Source organism: Streptomyces sp. NPDC059909, assembly GCF_042730885.1.
GTDB lineage: Bacteria > Actinomycetota > Actinomycetes > Streptomycetales > Streptomycetaceae > Streptomyces.
Genome location: NZ_JBHWKX010000189.1, coordinates 1 through 2,447 on the forward strand (window position 1 = coordinate 1; position 2,447 = coordinate 2,447).

1 protein-coding gene and 1 pseudogene are annotated in these 2,447 nt (G+C 64.0%); one reads left to right on the forward strand and one right to left on the reverse strand.

Annotated features, from left to right (window positions below; genetic code table 11):
• Nucleotides 1-131 precede the first annotated feature (131 nt).
• Nucleotides 132-566 (forward strand): annotated as a pseudogene (locus ACFV9O_RS40050) (maturase); the annotation flags it as partial.
• Between the two features lie 90 nt (nt 567-656).
• On the opposite strand, the gene ltrA reads toward ACFV9O_RS40050, so the two are convergent.
• On the reverse strand, nt 657-1,919 hold the full coding sequence (gene ltrA, locus ACFV9O_RS40055) for a group II intron reverse transcriptase/maturase (RefSeq protein WP_385427952.1): 1,263 nt from the start codon (nt 1,917-1,919) through the stop codon (nt 657-659).
• Nucleotides 1,920-2,447 lie beyond the last annotated feature (528 nt).

A 2,447-nucleotide genomic window follows, 5' to 3' on the forward strand; every position in this document is an offset into this window, starting at 1 on the left:
GCGGTGATAAGTCGCATGCCCGGTTCGGTGGGGGGCCGTCGGAAAAGGGTCCGCATCAGCGGACACCTCGCCGGCGGCCTACCCTGCGGGGCCAGGTGATTCGGACATCACGATGCTGGGAGGTATGCGTAATGCAGAGCGCCGAAGCGGTAATTGATGTCCTGCGTGAACGCGGCAGGCGCGGCCTGCCGTGCAACGAACTGTATCGACAACTGTTCAACCCGCACCTGTATCTACTGGCCTACGGGCGCATCTACGCCAACCAGGGCGCGATGACACCCGGGACCTGCGGGGAAACCGCCGACGGCATGTCCGAAGCCAAGATCGGACGCATCATCGAAGCCATGCACCACGAGCGCTACCGCTTCCGCCCGGTACGGCGCGTCCACATCCCGAAATCCAACGGAAAGACGCGCCCGCTCGGCTTGCCGTCATGGTCGGACAAAATCGTCGGTGAAGTGATCCGCCTCCTGTTGGAGGCATATTACGAACCACGTTTCTCCGGCCGCTCTCACGGTTTCCGCCCCGGCCGGGGCTGTCACACGGCACTGTCCGAAGTGACGCACAACTGCCGAGTAGCCGAGGGGAGTCTCACCCCTCGGCTCTCACAGAACCGTGCGTAACAGTCGCCCGTTACACGGCTCTTGCCGTTCTGATCAGCAGGCCAGTACGGCATCCGTCGTCAGGCGCCAGTGCGCGAACATACGGGGGTATCGCTGAGCGATCTCCACGAGTTTCGCGAGGGCCTTCCGTCTGCCCGCGAGCCGCTTGTACTTCTGGCGGATCCAACGCACCAGGTAGGCGTTGATGCGCATCGCGAAGGTGCGCAACTCCCACGGCCGGAAGCGGCTGTAGTAGTTGAGCCAGCCCGCCACCACAGGGTTGATCCTGCGGGCGAGCTCGTTGAAAGAAAGGTCCGAGCGGGTGTGCAGGTGCCAGGAGCGCACCTCCCGGCTCATCCTCGTCAGGGCGTCCTTGCTGACCGCCGGGTCGAACGACAGGAACTGCCTGCCGTGCCGGTTCCGGCTTCGCCTGGCGCGGAAGGTGTATCCGAGGAAGGTGAACGCGGTGTGCTCGTAGGAGCGTCGGCGTTTGCCGTCCTGGCAGTACACAATCCGGGTCTTGGCCGGGTGCAGTTGCAGCCCGACCTCGGCCATCCTGTCCGTGAGCGCGGCCAGCACCTGGCGGGCCTCGCGCTCGGAGACGCAGTGCAGCACCGCATCGTCCGCATAGCGCTCGAACCAGACGGCCGGGAACTCCCGGGCCATCCACGTGTCGAACGCGTAGTGCAGGAACAGGTTCGCCAATACGGGAGAAACCGGAGCCCCCTGTGGGGTCCCTCGCTCCCGCTCCAGCAGGGAGCCGTCGGGCATGACGAGCGGGGCCACGAGCCACCGCCGCACATACAACTTCACCCAAACGGCGTCAGTGTGCGCCTCCACCGCCTTGACCAGCAGGTCCCAGGGCACGCTGTCGAAGAACTTAGCGATGTCGAACTCCACCACCCAGTCGCGCTTCCAACAGCGCTCCCGGCATTTCCCCACCGCATCCAACGCGGACCGCCCGGGCCGGTATCCGAAACTGTCCGGATGGAAAATAGGCTCCACCCTCCGCATCAGATGCCGAGCCACCACAGTCTGCGCCACCCGGTCGGCGACAGCGGGAATGCCGAGCATTCTCGTGCCCCCGCCATGCGGCTTAGGAATGGCCACCGCACGCACCGGCGGTGGAAAGTACGAGCCCGACGACATCCGGTTCCAAACCCGGTACAGATTATTCTTCAGGTCCTTCTCGAAGTCATCGATACTCTGCCCGTCCACTCCTGGCGCGCCTCTGTTCGCCCTGACTTCCTCCCACGCCTCCTTGACTTCCCACTTCGAAATATCAAACGGCTTGGCCTGCGACTTCAACTGGCCCATCGAACTCCTCCCGGACATCGTCCGGTTGATGCGATCAACTCAGTCACGAACGACCCGGCCCCTTCGCTCCACCCCCATTACAGGGGCTTCACCACTACTACGAGCCGGTCCGCCAGCAGGCCCCGCATCGGTACTCAACCCCTCGCGGTGTCCGCCGCTTGGGGCACTCCCTCTCGCCCACCGCTACGCGGCGGACAGTGTCGGGGCCTGCCTTCTCCTGTTCCATGCGGAAGCCGCAGACCGGACTCACGTCGCCTACATGCCGGACACCACCTGGCCAATAAACGGGCACCCGCCAGGCTCATCCCGGGAACCAGACCATGCCCCGGTTTCGATGTCATTTGTTTGTCTTTCGACACATCAGCAGCGATTCACTTGCGTTCGTCTTCCCAGTCCCCACCTGACGCCTCTTACAACGCCTTTTCCTCATCGCTCACCACGACGGTCTGCCGAGTAGCCGAGGGGAATCTCACCCCTCGGCTCTCACAGAATCCGTGCGTAACAGTCTCCCGTTACACGGCTCTTGCC